Below are 20,882 nucleotides of genomic sequence, written 5' to 3'. Positions count from 1 at the left end.
CGGCACCCTCACCGTCACCACCCCCGGCGGCATCACCCGCAGCACCACACCACCAGGACTGCTCGACACGCACGTGGCGGCCGGATCGAGGTCGTGGCCCGGCACTGCGATCGACCCGGCAGACGACCCGCCGCCCTTCTGATCGCAGCACGCGCCGCGCAGGTGGTCGGGCAGGACACGGCGCGCCCTCTCGCCGATGGGTCGTGTCACTGCGACCGGTCACTGTGTCGCGGCGGGCCAGACGCGCCGGATGTTGACCTTGGGACGGACGCGCGGGGGTGGGGTGTCGCGGCGCGACAGACGCACCGGATGTCGGTGTTGGGCGGACGCGCGGGTGTTGTCGCGACGACCGATCAGCCGCATGCGGTGCTGCGTCGGGCCAGGCCGGCTCCGTGCCAGACCATGCCGCAACCAGACGGTGCGTCCATCACCCGCGGCGCTGTCGTCAACGGGGGGCCGCCGGACAACCCACCGTGAGTGGACGTACGGCCACCGGACGGCACGAAATGCGACAACGGCCGAAGCCACCGACTCCGACCCCCGGCCCGGCCTCAGGTCCAGGGAGCCGAGATCCAACACCAAGGGGACCAGCGACCCCGGATGCCGAACTCTCGTGCCCCGGACCTCGGATCCTCGGACCCTCGGATCCTCGGACCCTCCACCCTCGGACCCTCCACCCTCGGACCCTCCACCCTCGGAACCTCGAGCCCTCGGGACCTCGGACCCTCCACCCTCGGAACCTCGAGCCCTCGGGACCTCGGGACCTCGAGCCCTCGGGACCTCGAGCCCTCGAGCCCTCGAGCCCTCGAGACCCGGATCCCGGCTCCCCAGGCACCCCGGGACCGGCGGGTCAGCGCCCCAGTGACCGCACGACGTCCGCGGCCGTCCGCAACCGCACCCAACCGGACGGCGCGCCCGGCGCGGACCCGGCCTGCACGCCCACCGCGGGCCGGATGTCGGCGTCCACCAGGGGCCCCAGGTCCAGGCCGGTCACGGACGCGACGTCGGCCACCGGCACACCGAAGGTGCGGAACGGGCCCAGCGGCGGCGGGTCGCCGGCGGCCTGGGCGCCGGCCAGCACACCGGGCACGTCCTCGACCTGCGGTGTCTGGTCCAGCAGGTACGCGGCGGCGGCCAGCGGACCGGGATCGGACCCCTGCTGACCGCCGTCCAGGAACGCCACCACCTTGAAGAACCGCAGCGGCACCTGCACGCCCCGGTACCGCGGGTCGTCGTCGTCCAGCACGGGGCCGGTGAACATCACGAGCCGCCGGTCGTACGTGGCCGCGTTCTCCAGCACCAGCGTCTCCAGGCCCAGCCACAGCGTCTCGCCCTGGTTGAACGACGCCGCCTGCGGCGCGGCGTTCGTGTAGTGGAACGTGTCCCGGTTGCCCTGCTGCGCCTCCGCCGTCGTCGACCCCCACACGGCGTCCGCGCGGCGCACCAGGTGTCCGCGGTCGAGGTCGTTGCGCGCGTACACGTCCTCACCGGTCTGCTGGTCGGCCGGCAACCGCGGGTCCAGCCGCCAGTCGATGCCCGAGCGGTCCAGGTCCTGCAGCAGCGCACCGTCCACCGCGACACCGGTCACCGCGGCCAGCCGCCGGTCGGTGCGCAGCAGCACGCTGAAGTGCGTGTACTCCAGCCGTACCGTCGGCACCGACTCGACCGGCCCGGGCAACGGCACCGGCACCCCCAGGAACCGCTCGTCGAGCCCGCTGCGGCCGGACAGGTCCTCGCGCTGCGCACCGGTCATGCCGCCGACGGTAGGGGAGCGGTCCGACACCCGGCGGCCGCCGGCACCCGGCCGGCGCCGACACCCGGCGGCACCTCCGCAGCAGAGCCACGGTGGACTGGTGCGGTGGCGACACAGCGACAGGTGCCGGCGCGGTTCGTCCGCGAGCACACCCAGCAGGTCCGCACCGACTTCGTGCCCGAGGTGCTGCTGCACGTCGCGGCCGACGTCGTCGCCCTGTGGGAGGCCATGGAGTCCGACGCCGGCGGCGCCGGTGACGCGCCGCCGTTCTGGGCAGCCGCCTGGCCGGGCGGGCTGGCCCTCGCCCGCTACGTCCTCGACCACCCGGACGTCGTCGCCGGCGCCCGCGTGCTCGACCTCGGCTCCGGCAGCGGCCTGGTCGCCGTCGCCGCCCGGCTCGCCGGCGCGGCCACCGTCGTCGCCAGCGACGTCGACCCGTTCGCGGTCACCGCTGTCCGGGTCACCGCCCGGGCCAACCGGGTCACCGGCATCACCGCGGTCGGCGACGTGCTGGACGCCGGCCCGCCCGACGTGGACGTCGTCCTGGCCGGTGACGTCTGCTACGACCGGGAGATGACCCAGCGGGTGCTGCCCTTCCTGGACGCCGCCCGCGCCGCCGGCAGCGAGGTCTTCATCGGCGACCCGGGACGGCCCTACCTGCCCGGTGAGCGCCTGGTCGAGGTCGCCGGCTACGACGTCCCGGAGACCGAGGGGCCGGGCATCCGGCGCACCCGGGTCTGGCGCCTGCCTTGAGCCACATACCGCACGATGATCACGACTCGTCACTCGCCGTCGCGGAGCCTTGACGAAACGTAGGCCCCGTGGTGGTCATCACTTGACAGGTTCCCTACGTTCGAGAGGTCCGGTCGGTCGTTCCTTCCCCACTCGGGGAGCCCGTGCCGGACGCCGCCGAGTCGCCCTCCCCCGGAGAGCGAGCCGGGGACCCACCGCAGCACCGGGGTGAATCCCGCACCGAGCCCAGCTCGGCGCGAGTAGGGCGCCTTCCCGCCCGAACCCGTCAGCTAACTCGGTAGGCGGCAGCGGAAGAACGGAGAGCCGCCCTGATGGCGCGCCCACGCACCGAGCGGGCACGATCACGTGCCCCGCAGCAGGACGCCGAGCACATGCTCGAGCAGCACCGCCACGAGCACACCGGACGTCGCATCCCACTGATGCGCGGCTGACCCGGAGCCGTCCGCAGCTGATCCGCCCGGGCCCACGAGCCCGCGTGCCGGACACCTCCCCGAGGCCCCTTCCCGTCCTCGGCTGAGCCGCTCCCGACGGAGCGAGCGCTGCAGACCGTCCCCCGGCCAGCTCACCGCCGCCGCCCCCGGCGTCGTCCACCCGAACACCGCTGCACCCGCGCCGCCCTCTCCGGCGGCCTGCCGGTGCGCGCCTCTCACCCGGAGCACCCCCTACACATGTCCCGCCTGCCCGCCCGCACGACCGCACCCGCCTCGACCGACGAGCCCACCACCACCCCGGTCGCCGCGACCGACACCACCGCCGCGACCACCACCCCGGACGCCGCCACCCCCGCGACCGACACCGCCACGGACGGGTCCGCCGCGACCACCGCGGACACCGCCGGCACCGCCCCCCGCCGCACCGGCTCGCACCGCGCCGCGATCACCCCCGCCCGCCGCCGACCGCCGAGGGGCGTGCGCCGCTCCGCCGCCTGCCTGGCTGTCGCCGCCACCAGCGCGGTGCTGCTCAACGTCATGGTCGCCGGCCAGCCCGCCGCGCAGGCCGGTGCCGCCGACGGCCAGCGGGTCAGCGTCGCCGAGCAGCTCAGCCTCACCGCCGCCGCGTCCGTGCCGGGTGCCACCGAGGTGACGCAGCGGCTCGCCGACGAGGCGGCCACCCGCTCCGAGCGCACCGCGGCCGCCGGCGCGGCCGCTGCCGCGCAGGCGGCCGCCGACCAGGCCGTCCGTGACGAGCAGGCCCGGCTCGCCGAGGAGGCCCGCAAGGCCGAGGAGGCCCGGCTCGCCGAGGAGGCCGGCAAGGCCGCCGAGGCCGCCGCCGCGGCAGCAGCCGCCGCCGCGACCCCGGCGTCATTCAAGGACTACGCGCTGCAGCAGCTGGGCGGCGACGCCTCGCAGTTCAGCTGCCTGCAGAGCCTGTGGGGCAAGGAGAGCGGCTGGAACCCGAACGCCCAGAACCCCACCAGCACCGCGTACGGCATCGCCCAGTTCCTCAACTCCACCTGGGCGCTGACCGGCTTCACCAAGACCTCCGACGGCTACCGGCAGATCGACGCCGGGCTGGTCTACATCGATCGCGTCTACGGCTCGCCGTGCGAGGCGTGGGGCCACTCGCAGGCCAACAACTGGTACTGATCACCACCCGGCGAGCACTCCGTCCGGACCGACCAGCACGGGGGAGCGCCGGTGGGGAAGAAGGGCAGGCGGGGTGACCGCCGGCAGGAGCCGCCGGCGGCGGACATCTGCTGCCGGTCCCGGCCCCGCTGCCCGGGCTGCCCGTTCACCGGCGGCAACCCGGCCCGCGGCGGCCGGTCCCGCCGCGGCCGCTGACGCGGCACCCCCCGGTCACCGTCGCGGCCCCGCCCGCCACCGGCGCGGCCGCTGATGCGGCACCCGCCGGCCACCGGGCGGTTCGCCGTCGGTGGTCTCGGGCAGGGTGGGCGCATGGACCCGTCGAACCCGCCCTGGTGGAGCACCGCCGTCGTCTACCAGGTGTACCCGCGGTCGTTCATGGACGGCGACGGGGACGGGATCGGTGACCTCGCCGGCATCGCCGCGCGGCTGGACCACCTCAGCGACCTCGGCGTCGACGTGGTCTGGCTGTCCCCGGTGTACCCCTCACCGCAGGCCGACAACGGCTACGACATCAGCGACTACCAGGCCATCGAGCCCACCTTCGGCACGCTGCAGCAGTTCGACGACTTGCTGGCCGCGCTGCACGCCCGCGGCATCAGGCTGGTGATGGACCTGGTGGTCAACCACACCAGCGACGAGCACCCCTGGTTCGTGGAGTCGCGGTCCTCGCCGGACTCGCCGAAGCGGGACTGGTACTGGTGGCGCGCCCCGCGCGAGGGCGCCACCCCCGGCACGCCCGGCGCCGAGCCGACCAACTGGCAGTCCTACTTCTCCGGGCCCACCTGGACCTGGGACGAGGCCAGCGGTGAGTACTACCTGCACCTGTTCGCCAGCAAGCAGCCCGACCTCAACTGGGAGAACCCGGAGGTCCGCCAGGCCGTCTACGCGATGATGCGCTGGTGGCTCGACCGCGGCGTCGACGGCTTCCGGATGGACGTCGTCAACCTGATCTCCAAGGTCGTCGGGCCGGACGGCGGCCTGCAGGACGGCCCGCTGGTGCCCGGCACCCCCTACGGCGACGCGTCGCCGCACGTCCTCACCGGCCCGCGCGTCCACGAGTTCCTCCACGAGATGCACCAGCAGGTGTTCGCCGGCCGCGAGCCGGCCGTGCTCACCGTGGGCGAGATGCCCGGGGTGACCGTCGAGCAGGCCCGCCTGTTCACCGATGCCACCCGGGCCGAGGTCGACATGGTCTTCCAGTTCGAGCACGTCGGCCTGGACACGGGGGGCTCCAAGTGGGAGCCGCGGCCGCTGCGGCTGACCGACCTCAAGGCCTCCCTCGGCCGCTGGCAGGAGGGGCTGGCCGACGTCGGCTGGAACTCCCTGTACTGGGACAACCACGACCAGCCGCGCGCCGTGTCCCGGTTCGGGGACGACTCCCCGGCGCACCGGCGCGATTCGGCGACCTGCCTGGCCACCCTGCTGCACCTGCACCGCGGGACGCCGTACGTCTACCAGGGCGAGGAGCTGGGGATGGCCAACGCCCCCTTCGCCTCCCTCGCCGACTTCCGGGACATCGAGTCGCTCAACCACCACGCCCAGGCGGTCGCCCTGGGTCAGGACCCGGACGAGGTCCTCGCGGTGATGCGCACCATGAGCCGGGACAACGCCCGCACCCCTGTGCAGTGGGACGCCTCCCCGCACGCCGGCTTCACCACCGGGACGCCGTGGATCGCGGTCAACCCCGACCACGTGGAGTGGAACGCCGCTGCCCAGCGGGACGACCCGCACTCCGTGCTGGCCCACCACCGGGCCTTGATCGCACTGCGGCACGACCTGCCGGTGGTCGCGCTCGGCGACTTCACCATGCTGCTGCCCGACCACGAGCAGGTGTACGCCTTCACCCGTGCCCTGCACCCGGACGACGGCGACGCCGAGACGCTGCTGGTGGTCTGCAACGTCTCGGGCACCGCGCAGGACCTCGCCGCGCTGCTGCCGCAGGCGCCCGGTACGGAACTGGTGCTCGGCAACCTGCCCGTCGCCGACCCCGCGGTGCTCGCCCCCTGGGAAGCCCGGGTGCTGCGCCGCTGAGCCGGGCCGCTACAGGTCGATCGTGAACGACGAGCGGGGGTGCGGGTCCTCGGCCCGCCGGTGGTCGCGGGCGGCGAAGAAGTCGTCGGCCCGGGCCAGGTGCCCGGGGTCCACCACGTCGACGCCGATCCGCTCCACCAGCTCAGCCAGCACCTCCGGGCCCAGCTCCCGGGTCAGCGCCCCGGACCGCCGGTCCTGCGCCACCGCGGTGACCAGTGGGTCCAGCTCGCCCCCGGCGTCCCCCAGCACGACGCCCTCGGAGGTGACGTGCGTGCCGGTGACGGCGTGCAGCAGCTCCCGGTCGCCCGGGGTCAGCCGGCTGAGGTCGTCCGTCCCGGGGGAGTAGCGGGCCCAGTCGTCGGCGGGCAGCCCGGCCGGCTCCTGAACGGCGGGCCACCGGGCCCACAGCGGCTCGGCGGGTGTCGCGTCCGCGGTGGCCGGCGGCAGCGCCGGCGCCTCGACCGGCGCCCGCGGCACCGGCGGGGGTGCGTACGCGGCGCGGACCACGGCCAGGCTCGCGGCGATCTGCACCTGGCGTCCCCTCCCCGGAACGGCGTCCGGCCGGCACGGGAGCCACCGCGCAGGTGCGCGGCCGTCGTCCCGTGCCGGTCATCGGCAGCCCGCGCCCCCGATCTGACCCCGCCCCACCCGGACCCCGGCTCACCCGGACCCCGGCCCGCCCAGAGCGCGGCCCGTTCTGATCCCGGCTCGCACCTACCCCCGGCCCGCCCGACCACCGGCCCGCCCGGACCCCACCTGACTTGAGCCCGAAAAGTGCGCCGGGGCGCCGGGGCGCCGGGGCGCCGGGGCGCCGGGGCGGCTCCGCGGGTCAGTCGCGGCGCGCGGCCGCCAGCCACACCTCCGCGGCCCAGGCCAGGGCCGCGGGGAGCCCCTGCACGTCGGTGCCGGTGATCGCCCGGAACCGGGCCAACCGGTGCTTCACCGTGTTGACGTGCACGTGCAGGGCCCGCGCCGCCCGGTCCTGCCGGCCGCCGCCGGCCAGGTGACAGCGCACCGTCTCGACCAGCGCCACGTGGTCGGCGTCGGTGGGGTCCAGGCCGGCCAGCAGCTCGGCGGCCAGCAGCGCGCCGAGCAGGGGCTGCTCGGCCTGCGCCACCGCCACCGCGACGTCGGCCAGCCGGACCAGGCCCGGCTCCTCGCGCAGCTCCAGCGCCGTGCGCAGCAGCGCGTCCGCGCGGGGCAGGTCCGCCGGGGCGAGCGGCCCGGCGGTGACCACCCGGTGGCCGGGCAGCTCCCCGGTCGGGGCCGCGGCGCTGACCGCGGTCACCGTGCCGTCCAGCCAGCCGGTGACCGCCCGGCCCAGCACGCCGGTGAGCGATGCCTCGGTGGCCCACACCGCCTCCCCGTGCCGGGGCCGGACCCGGGTCAGGTGCAGCGGTCCCCGCGGGTCGATGCCCTGCACCGCCAGCTCGTCCACCCGCCCGCCGGACACCAGTCTCCGCAGCACCGCACCGCCCCGGGCCAGCTCCAGCTCGACGTCGCGGTGGGTCAGCAGCACGTGCCGGCGCAGCTCCTCCACCCAGGCGTCGCCGAACCGGGTGAAGGCCAGCACGTCCGCCGCGGTGGCGTCCGGACCGAGCTCGGCGGCCACCGCGTCGGCGAACCGGCGCTGGGACAGGTGGATGCCGGCGAGCACGTCGACCACGCCGATGCCCAGCTCGGCGCGACGGGCCACGTGCCGGTCGCTGACCTGCAGTTGCGCCGGGGTGGGCCCGATGCCCCAGCGGGCGCCCTCGACCGCGGCCAGGTGCAGCGTCAGCACCAGGTCGTGCACGGCCACCCGCGGCAGCCGGGACAGTGCGGGCACCGCGGCCCGCAGCTCCTCGGCCAGCGTGGCGGCGAACGCCGGCAGGGCCGGCTCCAGCCGGGCCAGGGCGGCGAGCACGCTGGCCGGCAGCGGTGCAGGCAGCGGTGCCGGCGCAGGCGGGGACGCCGGGGGAGCAGCGGCCCGGGGTGGGCGGACGCCGGGGAGCCCGCCCGGTGGCGGGGGTGTGGTGGCCACGCCCCATCATCGCCCGGGCACGGGCCCCGCTGTCGATGACCGACCACCACATCGCCCGCTGGTGTCCGCCGGCGACCGTGCACAGCAGCCGCTCAGCCGCCAACCTGTGAGCCACACCGTCGACGAGGGAGTCGCATGAGCACGCACACCGCCGCCCGGGGGCAGACCCGTGGCTGAGACCTCACCGGTCGTGCTGGTCACCCTGCCGCTGGCCCTGGCCCTGATCATGGGCAGCCTGGGGCTGAGTCTCACCCCGGCCGACTTCCGGCGCGTGCTCACCCAGCCGCGCGGGGTGCTCATCGGACTGGGCAACCTGCTGGTCGTGTCCCCGCTGTTGGCCTTCGGCGTGGCCACCCTGTACGGGCTGGACGCGTTCTTCGCGGTCGGGCTGGTGCTGCTCGGCTCCACCCCCGGCGGCACCACGGCCAACATGCTCACCCACCTGGCCCGCGGGGACACCGCGCTCTCGGTGAGCATGACCGCGCTGTCCAGCATCGCCGCCGTCGTCACCGTGCCGCTGTACCTCGGCCTGGCGATCGACCGGTTCGACGCCGGCCTGTCCGCCGACGTGAGCCTGGTCGGCACCAGCGCGCAGGTCTTCGCCATCACCGTCGTGCCGCTGGCGGTCGGGATGCTGATCCGCAGCCGCCGCACCGACTGGGCGGTGGCCCGGCAGGAGACGGCCAGGAAGGTCGCCCTGGTGGCGTTCCTCGTCGTCGTCGTGGTGTCGGTCGCCTCCGAGTTCGGCCGGGTCGCCGACGACATCGCCGACCTGGCCCTCGCCGTGGTCACGCTGAACCTGCTGGCGATGGGCGTCTCGTTCGCCCTGGCCCGGCTGGGCCGGCTGGACGGCCGGCAGGCGACGGCGGTGGCCCTGGAGCTCGGCGTGCACAACAGCACGGTCGCCATCGCCGTCGGCTCGCTGATCGACCCGCGGCTGACCATCCCGGCCGCGGTCTACAGCGTGTTCATGTTCCTCACCGGCGGCGCCTTCGCCCGGCTGATGTCCCGGCGCAACGCCGCAGCCGAGGGCGCCGTCCCGGCGGGGCAGCCGGGCCGCTGACCAGCGCGATGCCGCCTGCCCGGCGGGCCGGTGCCCGTCGCCGGGGCACCCGCGCGGGCGGCGGCGGGTCACGGTGGGCCCGGTGAGCGTGCACGTCGGCACCTCGGGCTGGAGCTACGACCACTGGGACGGCGTGCTCTACCCGCCCGGCACGCCGCCACGTGAGCGGCTGCAGCACTACGTGCGCCGCTTCGACACCGTCGAGCTCAACGCCAGCTTCTACCGGTGGCCCCGCACCGCGACGTTCGCCGGCTGGCGTCGGCGGCTCCCGCCCGGCTTCGCGCTGTCGGTCAAGGCGCCCCGCGGGCTCACCCACGCCAAGCGGCTGTACGCCCCCGAGGCGTGGGCCGGGCGGATCGCCGCCTGCTGGCACGAGCTGGGCGACCGGCGGGCGGTGCTGCTGGTGCAGCTGCACCCGGCCCACGAGCGGGACGACGAGCGGCTCCGCTGGTTCCTGGGGTGCCTGCCGCCGTGGATGCGGGTGGCGGTGGAGTTCCGGCACCCCAGCTGGCACGAGGAGGCGGTGTTCGACCTGCTCGAGCGGCACGGCGCCGCCTACTGCGTGACGAGCGGCGCACGGCTGCCCTGCGTGCTGCGGGCGACGGCGCCGTTCGTCTACGTGCGGCTGCACGGTCCCGACCCGGACCACCTCTACGCCGGCTCCTACCCGGCGGCCGACCTGCACTGGTGGGCCGACCGGGTCCGGGAGTGGGCCGGCTCCGGCCGGGACGTGTACGCCTACTTCAACAACGACGGCGACGGCCACGCCGTCCGCAACGCCGCCGACCTGCGGGGCCTGCTCGGCGGCTGAGCCGGGTCGGGACCGGGTCGGGGCCGGGTCGGCCCGGCCGGTCAGACGGTGCGGCGCAGGAACTCACCGACCAGCTCGTCGACCCGGCCGGGGACCTCGACCGGCAGCAGGTGCGCCGCACCGTCGACGATCACGAACTCCGCACCGGGGACGGCGTCGGCCAGCGCCCGGCCCTCGGCCGGCGGGAACGTGCTGTCCTCCGCGCCGGCGACGACGAGCACCGGGGTGCTGATCGCGGTGAACAGCCGGCGCTGGTCGGGTCGGTCGACGACCACGCTGCGCACCGCCCAGGACACCGAGGCCATGTCCACCCGCTGCGCTGCCTCCCGCACGTACCGGACGGCGTCGGGCCGTTCGCGCAGCGACGTGGGTCCGAGGAAGGCGGACACGACCTGGCCGGTGAGCGGTGGGTGCAGCCCGCCGAGCAGCCGGGCCGACCGCAGCAGGGTGGCGATCTGCAGCCGCTGGCGCCGGCCGGCCGCGGTGGCGGTCGCGTTCAGCAGCACGCAGCTGCCCACTCGGTCGGGGTTGAGGGCGGCGAACGTGCCGCCCACCATGCCGCCCCAGGAGGCGCCGAGCACGTGCGCGACCTCGTGGTCGAGGTGGTCGAGCACCTGGCGCAGCGCGGTGGCGCAGTCGGTGAGGGTGAAGCCCCCGGTGAGCGGCTCGCTGGCACCGTGGCCCGGCGGGTCGACCAGCAGCACGGTGTGCCGGTCGGCCAGCAGCGCGGCCTGGGAGCGCCAGAGCAACCCGTCGGTCAGCAGGCTCGGCCACAGCAGCACCGCCGGCCCGCCGCCGCCCACGCGCACCCGGAGCCGGCCGAGCACGGTGGGCACGTCATGATCAACGAGCTGCATGGCCGCACCCTACGGGCGGGCCGGGCCCGCCGGGTCCCCCGGACGGGTGCACCGTGCCGTCCTGCTCAGGCGGGATGCGGCGTCCGGTAGATGGTGGTGAGCCAGACGTCGAGCAGCACGTCGACCAGCTGGTCCTCCGGTATTGCCGGGCCGTCGCCGCTGAAGGTCCCGTAGACGACCCGCTCGTTCATCGAGTTCAGCACGATCGCCAGCTGCCGCGCGGGCAGCCCGTCCGGCGCGGTGCCCTGGGCGCGGGCGGCCTCGATGACCTCGGTGGCGCGGAGCACCCACCCCTCGCACACCCGGGCCCACAGCTCCCGCACCTCGCGGTTGTCCGGCCGGGCGCTCGCCGCGGCGAGCGCCACCGAGCGGTGGGCACGGAAGGTGTCCACGTACGCCGTCAGTGCGGCTCGCCAGTTCTCCCGGGTGCCGCCCTGCAGGCCGTCGAAGACCCCGCCGGTGAACGCGGCGTCGGCCTCGGCGACCACCCGGTCGAGCAGGGTGAGCAGGACGGCGTCCTTGGAGGCGAAGTAGAAGTAGAAGGTGGGCCGGGAGATGCCGGCGCCCCGGGCCAGGTCGTCCACCGACAGCGCGCTCAGCGGCTTCTCCGCCAGCAGCCGCTCCGCGGTGGCCAGGATGGCCAGTTCCCGGTCGTCCCCGGACGGGCGCGCCGCCCGCCGGCCGCGAGCGGCGACGCGGGCCGGGGGGAGGGACACGAGCCCGAGGGTACGGCCTCCACCCCGCTCTCGACACACTGTTGACCGAATCGACGCCGTGTCGTTACGGTGGGACCGCGGAGCGCCGCCCCGGCCGCGCAGACAGGGGAGTCATGACACGCCACCACCCGGACGCCGATCCGATCGCCCCGTCCGAACCGGCCCCCCAGCATGTGGACGTGCTGATCGTCGGCGCCGGCCTGTCCGGCATCGGCGCCGCCTGCCACCTCACCCGGGAGTGCCCGGACAAGACCTACGCCGTGCTGGAGTCCCGCGAGGCCATCGGCGGCACCTGGGACCTGTTCCGCTACCCGGGCGTCCGCTCGGACTCGGACATGTTCACCCTGGGCTACGACTTCCGCCCCTGGCGCAGCGCCCGGGCGATCGCCGACGGTGCCTCGATCCGCGAGTACGTGGTCGACACCGCCCGGGAGCACGGCGTCACCGAGCACATCCGCTTCGGCCACCGGGTCGTCTCGGCCCGGTGGTCCAGCGCCGACGCCCGCTGGACGGTCACCGCCCGGCACGGCGAGCAGACGGTGCAGCTCACCTGCTCGTGGCTGTCGGTCTGCTCGGGCTACTACCGCTACGACGAGGGGTACACCCCGGTCCTCCCCGGCACCGAGCAGTTCACCGGGCAGGTCGTGCACCCGCAGCACTGGCCGGCCGACCTCGACGTCACGGGCAAGCGGGTCGTGGTCATCGGCAGCGGCGCCACCGCCGTCACCCTGGTGCCGAACCTGGCCCCGGACGCCGAGCACGTCACGATGCTGCAGCGCACCCCCAGCTACGTGGTGGCGCTGCCGGGCACCGACCCCCTGGCGTCCTGGCTGCAGCAGCGGCTGCCGGAGCGGGTCGCCCACCGGGTCGTGCGCTGGAAGAACGTGGTCATGACCACGACGTCCTACCAGGTCAGCCGCCGCCGGCCGGAGCTGATGAAGAAGCTGATCCGCACCGGCATGCTGCGACAGCTGCCGGTGGGCTACGACGTGGACACCCACTTCTCCCCGCCGTACCAGCCCTGGGACCAGCGGCTGTGCCTGGTGCCCGACGGCGACCTGTTCCGCGCCCTGAGGTCGGGGAGGGCGTCGATCGCCACGGGGCAGATCGAGACCTTCACCGAGCACGGCATCCGGCTGCGGTCCGGGGAGGAACTGCCCGCCGACGTGGTCGTGACGGCCACCGGGCTGAACCTGCTCACGATGGGCGGCATGACCGTGGAGGTGGACGGGCGGCCGGTCGAGCCGTCCGAGACCGTCTCCTACAAGGGGATGATGGTCTCCGGTGTGCCGAACCTCGCGCTGGTCATCGGCTACACCAACAACTCGTGGACGCTCAAGGCCGACCTGATCAGCCGCTACGTCTGCCGGCTGATCCGGTACCTGGACACCCACGACCTGGCCTCGGCCACGCCGGTGGCCCCGCCCGAGGGCGCCGACGCGCCGTTCCTGGACCTGTCCTCCGGCTACGTGCAGCGCAGCCTGGACGCGCTGCCCCGGCAGGGCTCCCGCGCGCCCTGGAAGCTGCACCAGAACTACTTCCGCGACCTGTGGCTCATGAAGCGCGGTCCCCTGGCGGACGAGGGCATGACCTTCCAGCCCCGCACGCCATCGTGGTCCGGCACCCCGGTCCCGACGCCCGTCGGCACCGTCCCCGAGAAGGAAGCAGTCGCCTGATGCAGCCCTACGTCGTCGCCGGCGGCACCGCCGTCGTCACCGGTGCCGCCGGTGGCATCGGCTCCGCCCTGGCCCACTCCCTCGCCGCCCGCGGCAGCCACCTCGTGCTCGTCGACCGGGACGCCGAGCGGCTGGAACTCGTGGCCAAGACCGTGCGCGCCGCGCACCCGGCGGTCACCCTGACCACCCACGTCGCCGACCTCTCCGACGCCGAGCAGACCCGCCGGCTGGGCGAGACGCTGGCCGCCGGGCACCCGGAGACCACCCTGCTGGTCAACAACGCCGGGGTGGCGCTCGGCGGGCGCTTCGACCAGACCACGCTCGAGGAGTTCGAGTGGGTCATCACGATCAACTTCACCGCCGCCGTACGGCTCACCCACGCTCTGCTGCCGGTGCTGAAGACCCACCCCGGTGCGCACGTGGTCAACGTGTCCAGCTTGTTCGGCCTCATCGCCCCGGCCGGCCAGACCGCCTACTCGGCCAGCAAGTTCGCCATCCGCGGCTTCACCGAGGCGCTGCGGCACGAGCTCGTCGACGACGGCATCGGCGTGACGTCGGTGCACCCCGGCGGGATCAGGACCGGCATCGCCGCGGCCGCGCGGGTGGCCTCCGGGGTGCCGCAGGCCGAGGCCGAGGCCGGCAAGAAGCAGTTCGAGAAGCTGCTCACCTTCCCGCCGGAGCAGGCCGCGGAGCTCATCGTGGCAGCGGTCGAGAAGCGCCGGCCCCGGCTGCTCATCGGCATGAGCGCCGTGGTGCCCGACCTGCTGGCCCGGGTCGCACCCGGCTCCTACGGCCGGCTGCTGGCCGGCCTGACCACCGTCACGGCCCGGCTGCGGAAGCGCCGGTGACCGCCACCACGGGCATCCGCCTGGTCGACGTCCGCGGGCGTCGGGTGCGGTACCGGGACGAGGGCAGCGGCCCGGTCGTCCTGCTGCTGCACGGCATCGCCCGCAGCCTGGAGGACTGGGACCCGCAGGTGCCGCTGCTGGCCGGCCGGTACCGGGTGCTCGCCCCCGACCTGGCCGGCTACGGCGAGTCCGAGCCGCTGCGCGAGCCGTACTCGCTGCCCACGCTGGCCCGGTCGGTCGAGGACCTGCTGGACGCCCTCGGCATCGACGGGCCGGTGCACGTGGCCGGCAACTCGCTGGGTGGCGCGGTGGCCATGCAGCTGTCGGTGCAGGCCCCGCCGCGGGTGCGCACCCTCACCCTGGTCAACAGCGCCGGTTTCGGCCGCGAGGTGACGGCGACGCTGCGGCTGCTGGCCATCCGGCCGCTGGCCCGGCTGCTGCTGCGCCGGCCCACGCTGGCCGCGGCCCGGCACACCGAGCAGTCGCTGTTCGCCGACCCGGCGCTGGCCACCGACGAGCGGGTGCGGCGCGGGTACCGGTTCGCCGGGCGACCGCACGGCACCCGGGTGCTGCTGGAGACCGCCAGCAGCCTGGGTGGCCTGCGCGGGGTGCACCCGCACTGGCGCCGCGAGCTGCTGGACCAGGTCCGGGCACACGGCATCCCGACCCTGGTCACCTGGGGCGACGCCGACCGGGTCCTGCCGGCCACGCACCTGGACGGCGCCCGCCGCGACCTCGCCCACGCCCGCACCCACCTGTTCCCGGGCACCGGGCACATGCCGCAGATCGAGCGCGCCGACGAGTTCGCCGAGCTGGTGCAGGCGTTCTGGGACGAGCACCCGGGCTGATCGGTCGCCCCCGGGCGCGTCCCGGTGGCCCGTCGTCCGGCAGGATGGTGGCGTACACCACCTGGAGGAGGACGGCTGACGTGGCCAAGCACCGAGCGACCGAGGCGGGCGCCACCGACTTCGACGTCGCCACGAGCGCCCTGGCCGACGTCACCGGGGACTACACCGTCGACGCCGCGCACTCCCGGATCGGGGTCCGCGCGCGGCACGCGATGGTCACCACGGTCCGCGGCGCCTTCACCCGGTTCGAGGGCGCGGCGCACCTGGACACGGCCGAGCCGCAGGCCAGCACGGTGTCACTGAGCATCGACGCCGCCAGCGTGGACACCGGCCAGCCCGACCGGGACGCGCACCTGGTCTCCGCCGACTTCCTGGACGTCGCCGGCCACCCGCGGATCACCTTCGCCTCCACCGGCGTGGAGCAGGTCGACGAGGACGTCTACCGGGTCACCGGCGACCTGACGATCAAGGGCGTCACCCGGTCCGTGGCCGTCGACTTCACCCTCACCGGCTCCGCGCAGGACCCGTTCGGCAACCTCCGGGTCGGTTTCGAGGGCGCCCTGGTCATCCGGCGCAGCGAGTGGGGCGTGACCTGGAACGCGGCGCTGGAGACCGGCGGGGTCCTGGTGAGCGACAAGATCCAGATCGAGTTCGACGTCTCGGCGATCAAGAACGGCTGACCTGACCAGCCCTGGGCCGCCCCCGCGCCCGGGGCCGGCCGACCGGTCCGGACCGATCCGGTTCCTCGGCTGGGCGGTGCGCCGGCAGCGTCGGCGGGTCGCCACCGGTGCCGTCCTCTCGCTGCTCTGGATGGCCGGCCTGGCCGTGCAGCCCCTGCTGCTCTCCCGGGCCGTCGACGACGGCCTCGCCCCGCGGGACACCGCCGCACTGCTGGGCTGGGCCGGCGTGCTGCTCGGGGTGGGGGTGCTCACCGCCGCAGCCGCCACCGCCCGGCACCGCACCCTCAGCCGGCTGCGGATGGAGACCCGGTACGCCGTCGTCCAGGTCGTGGTGCAGCAGGTGCACCGGCTCGGCTCCGGGCTCTCCCGCCGGGTGGCTGCCGGCGAGGTCACCACCATCGGGCTGGCCGACGTCGCCGACGTGGCGCTGGCGATGACCGTGACCGGGCCCGGGCTGGCCTCGGTGGCCGGCTACGCCGTGGTGGCGGTGCTGCTGTTCTCGGTGTCCCCGCTGCTGGCGGTGGTGTCGCTGGTCGGCGTCCCGGTGCTCGCGGTGCTGCTCGGCCCGCTGCTCGGCCGGCTGCAGGTCGTGCAGTCCGGCTACCGGCAGGCGCAGTCGGAGCTGACCGCGCGGCTGGTCGACGTGGTCGACGGCCTACGGGTGCTCAACGCCTTCGGCGGCAAGCAGGCCCACGGCGCCCGCTACCACGCCGCATCGGCCCGGCTGCGCGAGGAGGGCCACCGGGTGGGCGCGGTGACCAGCTGGGTCGACGCCCTGGCGGTCGGCCTGCCCGCCGTGTTCCTGGGTGCGGTGACCTGGCTGGCCGCCCGGATGGCCGCCGCCGGCACGATCAGCGCCGGGGAGCTCGTCGCCGTCTACGGGTACGCGGCGGTGCTGTCCGTGCCGGTGTACTTCCTGGTGGAGGGCAGCCAACAGCTGGCCCGGGCGGTGGTCGCCGGCCGGCGGATCGCCCGCTTCCTGGACCAGGAGCCGGTGCTGTCCCCGGGCGGCGGCGCGGCCGTGCCCGCGGCGCCGGCCGCGCTGGTCGACCCGGCGTCCGGGGTGCGGGTGGAGCCGGGCCGGCTCACCGCGCTGGTCGCGCGGGTGCCCGCGGAGTCCGCGGCCGTGCTGGAGCGGCTGGGCCGGTTCGTCGACTCCGACGCCCGCTGGGGCGACGTCCGCCTGGACGACGTGCCGCTGGACGGGCTGCGCCGGCAGGTGCTGCTCGCCGACGGCGACGCCGAGCTGTTCGCCGGCACGCTGCGCGAGGTGCTCCGCGGCCGCACCGACGCAGCCGACGGCGCGCTGACCCGGGCCCTGCACGCCGCCGCCGCCGAGGACGTCGTCCGCGGGCTGCCCGGGGGGCTGGACGCCCCGGTGCAGTCGCACGGCCGCTCCCTGTCCGGCGGGCAGCGGCAGCGGGTCCGGCTGGCCCGGGCGCTGGTCGCCGACCCGGCGGTGCTGCTCGCCGTCGAGCCCACCTCGGCGCTGGACGCGCACACCGAGGCCGCGGTCGCCGGTGGGCTGCGGGCCGCCCGCGCCGGGCGCACGACCATGCTCACCAGCACCTCACCGCTGGTGCTGGACCGGGTGGACACCGTGCACGTGCTCCGGGAGGGCCGGGTGGTGGCGACCGGGTCGCACCGGGAGCTGCTGGCCGCCGACGGGTGGTACCGCTCGATCGTGGCCCGGGACGACCCGGCGGGCACGCCGTGACCAGCGGTGCCGGGCTGCCGGTGGCCGGGCGCGGGCACGTGCGCCGGGCCGCGCTCGGCCTGCTCGCCCCCGAGCGCCGCGCCGGGGCGGGCGTGCTGCTGCTGACCGGGGCTGCCGCCGTCGCCGGGCTGGCCGGGCCGTGGCTGATCGGCCGGATCGTGGACACGGTGCTGGCCGGCGGGGGCACGGCCGCGGTGGACCGGCTGGCGGCCGGCGTGCTGGCCGCCGCCGCAGCCCAGCTGGTGCTCACCCGGCTCGCCCGCCGGGGCGGGCAGCGCCTCGGCGAGCGCGTCCAGGCGCGGATCCGGGAGACCTTCCTCGACCGGTCGCTGGCCCTGCCCGCGGCGGCCGTCGAGCGGGTCGACACCGGGGACCTGGCCACCCGCGGCACCAGCGACGTCGCGGTGGTGGGCGGCGCGCTGCGCGACGTCGTCCCGGCGGTGGCGGTGGCCACGGTGCAGGCGCTGGCCCTCGTCGTCGCGGTGCTGGTCGTCGACCCTCTGCTCGGCCTGACCGGCACGGTCGGCCTGCTGGGCGTCGCGGTCGCCGCGCGGTGGTACCTGCGGCGGGCCCGGGCCGGCTACCTGGCCGAGGGCGCCACCTCCTCGGTGCTCGCCGAGCAGCTCACCGCCGACACCGCCGGTGCCCGCACGATCGAGGCACTGGGCCTGCAGCAGCGGCGCACCGAGGCGTGCGGGGACGCCGTCGCGGCCAACCGGCGGGCCCAGCTGCACACGCTGCACCTGCGCAGCGTGCTGTTCCCCGCCGTCGACGTCTCCGCCGTGCTGCCGGTGGTGCTGGTGCTCGTGGTGGGCGGTGCGCTGGTCGACGCCGACCGGCTGGCGGTGGGCGCCGTCGTCACCTGCGCGCTGTACCTGCGCCAGCTCGCCCAGCCGCTGGACGTGGTGCTGCAGGCCATGGACCAGCTGCAGAGCAGCGCCGCCGCCTTCGCCCGGGTGGAGGGGGTGGCCTCCCTGACCGGGCCGCCGCCGCACCGCCCGTCCGCCGTCCCGGACGGGGACCGGATCGAGCTGCACGACGTGCACTTCGCCCACGGCGGCAGCGACCGGGACGCCGTGGCCGGCGTCCGGCTGACGGTGCAGCCGGGGGAGCGGCTGGCGCTGGTCGGGCCGTCCGGGGCGGGCAAGACGACGCTCGGGCTGCTGCTGGCCGGCGTGCACCGGCCGCGCACCGGCAGCGTCACCGTCGGCGGCGTGCCGGTGGCCGACCTGGCACCCGAGCAGCTGCGCCGGCAGGTCGTGCTGGTCACCCAGGAGCAGCACCTGTTCCTGGGCACCGTGCGGGACAACCTGGACCTGGCCCGGCCGGGGGCCGCCGACGACGAGCTGGCCGCCGCTCTGGTCGCCGTGGGTGCCGGCTGGGTGCTGGACCTGCCCGGCGGGCTGGACACCGTGCTCGGCCCGGACGGGCACCGGCCCGACGCCGCGGCCCTGCAGCAGCTGGCGCTGGCCAGGGTGGTCCTGGCCGACCCGCACACCGTGGTGCTGGACGAGGCGACGGCGCTGCTGGACCCGGCGTCGGCCCGGCGCACCGAGGCGGCGCTGGCCGCGGTGCTCACCGGGCGCACCGTCATCGCCATCGCGCACCGGCTGCACACCGCCAGTGCCGCCACCCGGGTCGCGGTGATGCAGCAGGGCCGGCTCACCGAGGTGGGCACCCACGAGGAGCTGGTGGACCGGGGCGGGGCGTACGCCGCGCTCTGGGCGTCCTGGCACGGCCGGCCGGACGGGTCACCGGCCCCGTAGCCGGCCGAGCAGGCCGCCGGCCCCGCCGAGGGTGCGGGCGGCGAGCTGCAGCACAGGTCCGCCGGGGATGCCGGGGGCGGCATGCACGATCGGGGCGAGTGCCAGCAGCCCCGGCAGGTCGTGCAGCACCAGCCTGCGCCGGGCCAGTGCCGCCACCGGGTTGGTCCTCCCCGCGGCCGCCTCCAGCAGCAGCGGCGCCGCGGCTTCGACCCCGGTCCCGGTCACCGGCCCGGCGGGCACCGCGCGCAGGGTCCACCCGTCGGGCCCGGCGGCGGACGACCAACCGCCGTCCGGTGTGGCCAGGGTGGTCCGGGTGGTGATCGAGCAGGCCGCCGCCAGCGCCCCGGTCACGTCGGCCAGCGCACCGAGCCCGCTGTGCAGCACCTCCGCCGCGACCGCGGGCGCGCCGGCTGCCTGCAGGTCCAGCCCGTGCACCGCCAGCTCGTAGCACTGGGCGAAGACCACGCCGAGCAGCGGCAGCCGGCCCACCGTGGACATCGTCGGGGCGGTGTCCAGCCAGGCCGGCTCGCGGGCCAGCAGGTCCGCGGTGGCCTGCCGGGCGCGCTGCAGGGCGGCGAGCACCTCCGCGCGGGCGGCGTCGCGGTGCGCGCCGACCACCCGGGCGTTCACCGCGTCGACGTCGGGGGGCGCACCGCTGCCGCCGGCGTGCGCGCCGGCCACCAGGTCGGCCAGCGCGGCGTGGTCGTGCCAGACGCCGAGGTGCACGCACACGTCGTGCACCCGCCAACCGGGCAGCCGGGTGGGCCGGGACAGGTCGGCGGCGGTCGCCTGCGCCAGGAAGGCGTCCCACGCGGCGAGCACCCGCCGGCCGACCTCGTCCCGGCCGGCGTCGGCCATGCCGTGCGTCCGGGTCGTCATGCCCCCGGCCCTACCCGGCCGCCCGCCGGTCACCCGCCGTGGTGCCGGCCGGCCCGTCCCGGGGGTACCCTCGGTCAAGTATGTTGACGCGTCAACAAGGCGCGTCCGTCGTCCCGGAGGAGCACCCGCATGACCAGGATCGCCGTCGTCTACTACTCGTCCACCGGCAACGTCCACCAGCTCGCCGAGGCCGTCGCCGCCGGTGCCGCCGACGCCGGTGCCGAGGTGCGCCTGCGCCGCGTCGCCGAGCTCGCGCCGGACGCCGCCATCGACGCCAACCCGCTGTGGCGCGCCCACGTCGACGCCACCGCGGAGACCGTGGAGGTCGCCACGCCCGCCGACATGGAGTGGGCCGACGGCTACGCCCTGGGCACGCCCACCCGCTTCGGCACCCCGGCCGCGCAGCTCAAGCAGTTCATCGACTCCCTGGGTGGGCTCTGGTTCACCGGGAAGCTGGCCGACAAGGGCGCCACGGCCTTCACCAGCGCGCAGAACACGCACGGCGGCAACGAGTCCACGCTGCTGACCCTGTTCAACATCTTCACCCACTTCGGCGCGATCATCGTGCCGCCCGGCTACACCGACCCCAGCGTCTTCGCCGCCGGGGGCAACCCGTACGGCGCCTCGGTCTCCTCCGGTGGCGACTCCGCCGCCGCCTCCGCCGAGGTGCTGGCGGCTGCCCGCTACCAGGGCCGCCGGCTCGCCGAGATCACCGCGAAGCTCGTCTCCTGAGCGCCGGGTCCCGGCCGCCCACCCGGCGGCCGGGACCGCTCCGGCCGCCGGGTGCGACGCCCGGGTGTCGCACCGCCCCCGGCGGCCTGACGGCTCGGCCGCCGGAGGGCGGCGTCGCGGGCGGAGGCACTAGCGTGTCGGCA

18 protein-coding genes and 1 riboswitch are annotated in these 20,882 nt (G+C 75.9%); of the genes, 12 read left to right on the top strand and 6 right to left on the bottom strand.

Annotated features, from left to right (window positions below; genetic code table 11):
• Nucleotides 1–850 precede the first annotated feature (850 nt).
• Nucleotides 851–1,753, bottom strand: coding sequence for a DNA/RNA non-specific endonuclease (locus G1H19_RS20735; protein WP_152727712.1), 903 nt, complete (start codon nt 1,751–1,753; stop codon nt 851–853).
• A 105-nt stretch (nt 1,754–1,858) separates the two neighbouring features.
• Here G1H19_RS20735 and G1H19_RS20730 point away from each other — a divergent pair, with 105 nt between their 5' ends.
• The 3 genes from G1H19_RS20730 to G1H19_RS20720 all read left to right on the top strand — a co-directional run bounded on the left by G1H19_RS20730 (nt 1,859) and on the right by G1H19_RS20720 (nt 6,123).
• A complete protein-coding gene (locus G1H19_RS20730) occupies nt 1,859–2,506 on the top strand; it encodes a class I SAM-dependent methyltransferase (protein WP_162392217.1) in 648 nt (215 codons plus the stop codon).
• 144 nt (nt 2,507–2,650) lie between these two features.
• Nucleotides 2,651–2,805: riboswitch (cyclic di-AMP (ydaO/yuaA leader) on the top strand.
• Nucleotides 2,806–3,174: 369 nt separating this feature from the next.
• Nucleotides 3,175–4,092 (top strand): aggregation-promoting factor C-terminal-like domain-containing protein, encoded by a 918-nt coding sequence (locus G1H19_RS20725; protein ID WP_268895461.1) that lies wholly within the window; start codon nt 3,175–3,177, stop codon nt 4,090–4,092.
• Nucleotides 4,093–4,401: 309 nt separating this feature from the next.
• Nucleotides 4,402–6,123, top strand: a complete 1,722-nt coding sequence (locus G1H19_RS20720; RefSeq protein WP_152727713.1) for a glycoside hydrolase family 13 protein — start codon at nt 4,402–4,404, stop codon at nt 6,121–6,123.
• 9 nt (nt 6,124–6,132) lie between these two features.
• On the opposite strand, the gene G1H19_RS20715 is transcribed toward G1H19_RS20720, so the two are convergent.
• Both G1H19_RS20715 and G1H19_RS24760 read right to left on the bottom strand, forming a co-directional pair.
• The gene (locus G1H19_RS20715) at nt 6,133–6,654 is read right to left on the bottom strand and encodes a hypothetical protein (RefSeq protein ID WP_152727714.1); all 522 of its coding nucleotides are present in this window, start codon (nt 6,652–6,654) and stop codon (nt 6,133–6,135) included.
• Between the two features lie 298 nt (nt 6,655–6,952).
• The gene (locus G1H19_RS24760) at nt 6,953–8,146 is read right to left on the bottom strand and encodes a PucR family transcriptional regulator (protein ID WP_152727715.1); all 1,194 of its coding nucleotides are present in this window, start codon (nt 8,144–8,146) and stop codon (nt 6,953–6,955) included.
• Nucleotides 8,147–8,315: 169 nt separating this feature from the next.
• On the opposite strand from G1H19_RS24760, the gene G1H19_RS20705 reads away from it, so the two are divergent.
• Together G1H19_RS20705 and G1H19_RS20700 are read left to right on the top strand one after the other, a co-directional pair.
• Nucleotides 8,316–9,209, top strand: a complete 894-nt coding sequence (locus G1H19_RS20705; RefSeq protein WP_152727716.1) for a bile acid:sodium symporter family protein — start codon at nt 8,316–8,318, stop codon at nt 9,207–9,209.
• Nucleotides 9,210–9,291: 82 nt separating this feature from the next.
• A complete protein-coding gene (locus G1H19_RS20700) occupies nt 9,292–10,020 on the top strand; it encodes a DUF72 domain-containing protein (RefSeq protein WP_162392216.1) in 729 nt (242 codons plus the stop codon).
• Between the two features lie 41 nt (nt 10,021–10,061).
• Here G1H19_RS20700 and G1H19_RS20695 read toward each other — a convergent pair whose 3' ends face one another.
• Entirely contained in the window at nt 10,062–10,877 is an 816-nt protein-coding gene (locus tag G1H19_RS20695) for an alpha/beta fold hydrolase (protein ID WP_152727717.1), read from the bottom strand.
• Between the two features lie 65 nt (nt 10,878–10,942).
• Complete coding sequence (locus G1H19_RS20690) at nt 10,943–11,593, bottom strand: TetR/AcrR family transcriptional regulator (protein WP_162392215.1); 651 nt, start codon at nt 11,591–11,593, stop codon at nt 10,943–10,945.
• A gap of 179 nt (nt 11,594–11,772) precedes the next feature.
• Between G1H19_RS20690 and G1H19_RS20685 the strand changes: the two genes are divergently transcribed.
• From G1H19_RS20685 to G1H19_RS20660, 6 genes are all read left to right on the top strand, one after another.
• Nucleotides 11,773–13,269 carry a flavin-containing monooxygenase gene (locus tag G1H19_RS20685; protein WP_322099341.1) on the top strand — a complete coding sequence of 499 codons (1,497 nt, stop codon included), beginning with the start codon at nt 11,773–11,775 and terminating at the stop codon, nt 13,267–13,269.
• Entirely contained in the window at nt 13,269–14,117 is an 849-nt protein-coding gene (locus tag G1H19_RS20680; RefSeq protein WP_152727720.1) for an SDR family NAD(P)-dependent oxidoreductase, read from the top strand. The genes G1H19_RS20685 and G1H19_RS20680 overlap by 1 nt, the downstream gene beginning before the upstream one ends.
• Nucleotides 14,114–14,965 carry an alpha/beta fold hydrolase gene (locus G1H19_RS20675; RefSeq protein ID WP_202925729.1) on the top strand — a complete coding sequence of 284 codons (852 nt, stop codon included), beginning with the start codon at nt 14,114–14,116 and terminating at the stop codon, nt 14,963–14,965. The genes G1H19_RS20680 and G1H19_RS20675 overlap by 4 nt, the downstream gene beginning before the upstream one ends.
• Before the next feature lie 80 nt (nt 14,966–15,045).
• The gene (locus tag G1H19_RS20670) at nt 15,046–15,645 is read left to right on the top strand and encodes a YceI family protein (protein ID WP_202925728.1); all 600 of its coding nucleotides are present in this window, start codon (nt 15,046–15,048) and stop codon (nt 15,643–15,645) included.
• Nucleotides 15,646–15,721: 76 nt separating this feature from the next.
• Nucleotides 15,722–17,362, top strand: coding sequence for an ABC transporter ATP-binding protein (locus G1H19_RS20665; RefSeq protein WP_202925727.1), 1,641 nt, complete (start codon nt 15,722–15,724; stop codon nt 17,360–17,362).
• Nucleotides 17,359–19,128, top strand: coding sequence for an ABC transporter ATP-binding protein (locus G1H19_RS20660; protein ID WP_162392214.1), 1,770 nt, complete (start codon nt 17,359–17,361; stop codon nt 19,126–19,128). The genes G1H19_RS20665 and G1H19_RS20660 overlap by 4 nt, the downstream gene beginning before the upstream one ends.
• Here G1H19_RS20660 and G1H19_RS20655 read toward each other — a convergent pair.
• Complete coding sequence (locus tag G1H19_RS20655; RefSeq protein WP_152727722.1) at nt 19,114–20,007, bottom strand: maleylpyruvate isomerase N-terminal domain-containing protein; 894 nt, start codon at nt 20,005–20,007, stop codon at nt 19,114–19,116. The genes G1H19_RS20660 and G1H19_RS20655 overlap by 15 nt on opposite strands.
• A gap of 129 nt (nt 20,008–20,136) precedes the next feature.
• Between G1H19_RS20655 and wrbA the strand changes: the two genes are divergently transcribed.
• Entirely contained in the window at nt 20,137–20,739 is a 603-nt protein-coding gene (gene wrbA / locus G1H19_RS20650) for an NAD(P)H:quinone oxidoreductase (RefSeq protein WP_152727723.1), read from the top strand.
• Nucleotides 20,740–20,882: the final 143 nt, after the last annotated feature.

Origin of the sequence: Goekera deserti (assembly GCF_010685995.1) — a bacterium.
GTDB classification, from domain to species: Bacteria; Actinomycetota; Actinomycetes; order Mycobacteriales; family Geodermatophilaceae; genus Goekera; species Goekera deserti.
Note: the sequence above shows the minus strand (reverse complement) of the source record. Positions and strands in the feature narration are given on the sequence as shown.

Coding starts and splice junctions, on each gene's coding strand:
- G1H19_RS20720 (WP_152727713.1), top strand. CDS start 4,402: ATGGACCCGTCGAACCCGCCCTGGTGGAGCACCGCCGTCGTCTACCAG.
- G1H19_RS20695 (WP_152727717.1), bottom strand. CDS start 10,877: ATGCAGCTCGTTGATCATGACGTGCCCACCGTGCTCGGCCGGCTCCGG.
- G1H19_RS20725 (WP_268895461.1), top strand. CDS start 3,175: ATGTCCCGCCTGCCCGCCCGCACGACCGCACCCGCCTCGACCGACGAG.
- G1H19_RS20680 (WP_152727720.1), top strand. CDS start 13,269: ATGCAGCCCTACGTCGTCGCCGGCGGCACCGCCGTCGTCACCGGTGCC.
- wrbA (WP_152727723.1), top strand. CDS start 20,137: ATGACCAGGATCGCCGTCGTCTACTACTCGTCCACCGGCAACGTCCAC.
- G1H19_RS20655 (WP_152727722.1), bottom strand. CDS start 20,007: ATGACGACCCGGACGCACGGCATGGCCGACGCCGGCCGGGACGAGGTC.
- G1H19_RS20735 (WP_152727712.1), bottom strand. CDS start 1,753: ATGACCGGTGCGCAGCGCGAGGACCTGTCCGGCCGCAGCGGGCTCGAC.